This is a genomic window from Paenibacillus ihuae, from assembly GCF_001368795.1.
Classification (GTDB): domain Bacteria; phylum Bacillota; class Bacilli; order Paenibacillales; family Paenibacillaceae; genus Paenibacillus_AQ; species Paenibacillus_AQ ihuae.
This window is the reverse complement of the sequence record NZ_LN831201.1, coordinates 306,840-309,790: the sequence shown is the minus strand read 5'-3', so window position 1 is coordinate 309,790 and position 2,951 is coordinate 306,840. Positions and strand designations below refer to the sequence as shown.

At 53.2% G+C, this 2,951-nt stretch carries 3 protein-coding genes; 1 reads left to right on the top strand and 2 read right to left on the bottom strand.

The features are described 5' to 3' along the window. Positions 1-398: 398 nt before the first annotated feature. Both AQR02_RS25815 and AQR02_RS25810 read right to left on the bottom strand, forming a co-directional pair. Positions 399-854: an Imm30 family immunity protein gene (locus AQR02_RS25815; RefSeq protein ID WP_209444300.1), complete on the bottom strand. Its 456-nt coding sequence runs from the start codon at positions 852-854 to the stop codon at positions 399-401. Positions 855-867: 13 nt separating this feature from the next. Continuing rightward, positions 868-1,731, bottom strand: a complete 864-nt coding sequence (locus tag AQR02_RS25810) for a Cof-type HAD-IIB family hydrolase (protein WP_054943227.1) — start codon at positions 1,729-1,731, stop codon at positions 868-870. 237 nt (positions 1,732-1,968) lie between these two features. On the opposite strand from AQR02_RS25810, the gene AQR02_RS25805 reads away from it, so the two are divergent. Beyond that, on the top strand, positions 1,969-2,951 hold a 983-nt coding region (locus tag AQR02_RS25805; RefSeq protein WP_245237744.1), incomplete at its 3' end, for a DUF445 family protein.

The window sequence follows — 2,951 nt, the reverse complement described above, 5'->3', positions numbered from 1 at the left end:
CTGATAGAGCAGAATACCCCCTTCTTCCAGACTGCGGAAATAAGCGGCATCACTTTCCTCCGGTTTCACCATTTCGCGGCTGGTCCGGGCTGAAGCGATGGCCGCCTGGGGAATGCGCTCACCGGTTGCGCCCAGCGGTATATTATGAAATAAAAGCTTGTTCATTAGATTCACCTTCATTTAAGTCCACTAACGGGTTGATTTTTGCCAACTTACACTATACCACGTATCTGTTTTGGCGAAATGTTATTTTTATGCCAGGGGATGGGACGCGGATGAGGACTGGTGCTGCAGGCGGGGAAATGCTGAAAATAGTTAAATTGGAGGGTGGGCCCATCCAGGGCTCTATAAGCAGCAGCCCCTTTTTTAACGGCAGCCTTCCGGATTTCGGGCAACCGTCACTTTATCTTTCCAAGCATATAATTCACTTTGCGCTCATACCCGCGGGGTTTGTTCTCCCGGATCTCTTCGAGCAGAAAAGCCAGTGCCCGCTTCACCCGTGGAGGCATGCCTTTGGCTATAGCGGCGTATTCTTTCAGGAAGATATCATCGCTCAAGATTCGCTCGTTCAGCACGATGGCCCAGCCCCGGGCAGGCTCGAGCATCTCAGGCAGCGATTCCAGCAGCTGGGTCAGGTACATCTCCATGTGGCAGCTCTCCACGAAATGAACGAGGCTGAACATCATTTCCTCGTGCTCGGTCTCATCATCGAATACTTTGAAAATCTGCTGGATCACAGCATCCTCGGTATCACCTGCCAGCCCTTCGAGCGCCTGTTCAAACAGTTCGCACTCCAGCTCCGTCCGCAGCAGGCGGTTGTTGTACAGCTGGGCGATGCCCGGATACATATTCATCATGAGTGGCCTCCTACTTCCGGTCCAAAAGATGGCGGATTCCGGCGGCAACACCATGCTCTACATTACTCAGTGTGATGAAATCAGCGGTTTCCTTGAGCAGGGCTGCGGCATTCCCCATGGCAATTTTGTAACCGGCCTTCTCAAACATCGGGAGGTCATTATAGCTGTCGCCCATCACAGCAACCTGTTCAGCCGGAATGCCGTAGTGGGCAGCCAGCAGGCTTACGCCGTTACCCTTGTTGGCCTCCTTGTGGTTGATCTCAATATTGTTCTCATGCGAAGCAGTGATAATCAGGCCGGGGATCGCGGCAAACCGTGTAGATGCTTCTTTGAGCACTTCAGGGCTCAGCGAGAAGGCCAGAGCTTTATAGATAGGGTTGTCTTCTTTGCTCCACACGTCCTCCATGCTCTCTACGTAAGTTACCGCAGCCTGCTGAAACTGCTTGGCGATCATCGCCTTCAGCAGCCAGCCTACTCCGTCGGGAATGTCTTCGTCCTTCAGCTCCGATAATTTTTCCAGGCGGACACGCTTGTCCAGCTCTACATATACATTGTCCTTGGTGTACACTTCGTAATAAAGTTCGGTAATTTCATTCATCCAGCGCAGCGCAGGAATAATATCCTCTTTGTCGAGCGGACGGCTTGCCGCAATGGATCCGTCAGGCAGTGTCAGCACTGCTCCGTTCAGGCTGATCACAGGGCACTCCAGCTCGGCCAGCCGCAGCTGCCGCTCCGCATCCATGTACGAACGCCCGGTGGCGATTGCCACAATATGGCCCAGACTCTGAGCGTTTGCAATAGCCTCACGGTTCTCCGGGCTAATCTTGCCGTCCTCATTCAGCAGCGTTCCATCCATATCAAGTGCAATCAGCATGGCAGTGTTCTCCTTTTCCGCTTCGAAAGTTGTCCCTACCTGGGACAGTGAAATGATTCTTTGTATTTTATCATTAATTCTGTGTAAATAAAAAATCCATTTTCAAGTAAGTGGGGGATTTTCAGAAAGGACTCCGGTCGTGCTACAATGAGAGGTAGACCAGCAAGCAGGCATCCTGAGCGCTTTTAAGCTTACATTGCCCATTGTGAATTGTTTTATAGGTAAGGGGGATAAAAAATGAAATCCAGAAATTTAGCTACGATATCGCTTGCCGTGATGGCCTGCGGTTTTCTGATTACGCTGTTTTTACCGGAAAATATAGGGACCGAGCTGCTTAGAGGCGGCTTTGAGGCCGGCCTTGTCGGCGGGATTGCTGACTGGTTCGCGGTTACCGCGCTGTTCCGGCACCCGCTGGGCCTGCGGATTCCGCATACCTCGCTGCTGCTCAAGAACCGGGACAAAATCGTGCAGTCGCTGATCTCCTCCATGGAGAATGAACTGCTGAACAAGGCAAGCATTGAGAACAAGCTGCGCAAGGTCCGCATTGTCTCTCTGGGCAGCGGGCTGCTGACGAAATTTATGTCCAGGAAAAAAGCAAGAACCGAAATTCTCGGACAGCTTAGTTCGCTGGTGCAGCGTCTTCCGGTGGAACAAGCAGTGCCTTATCTTCAAACGGCTCTCGCGGACTATGTCCGGGATGCTGAGCTTGGCGTTGCTGCAGACCGGATCGCGACCAGGCTGATGAATGACGGCAAAGATATTGCTGCCCTTGATTATGCGCTGGAGGGAATTTCTGGCTGGAGCGGGCGTCCGGAGACGCGTGCCATGCTGGGGAAGATCGCCAGTGAGAAGCTGGCCGAAGTAAAGCTTGGCGGGCTGAAGGGGATGGCCTTTCAGGCCTTTGTAGGATTTATGGACGCCGACATGCTGGGAGAAATGCTGCAGGGCATGCTGCAGTCAGGTATCCGCGATTTCCGCGAAGCAGACAGTCCATACCGGGAAGAAATGATCCGCGAAATCCGCGTCGCCATATTCCAGCTTGTGAATGACGAAGCGAAGATCACTGCGCTGAAAGACTGGGCGTACAAAGAGCTGCAGGGCGAAGAAGCAGCTGCGTTTCTGCACCAGCAGCTGGAGGTTTTCCGGGGCAAGGCAGCTGCAATGCTGGAGGAGGGCCGCAGTTCCGGCGGGCGCAGGCTGTTCGCGCTGTATGCCATGCT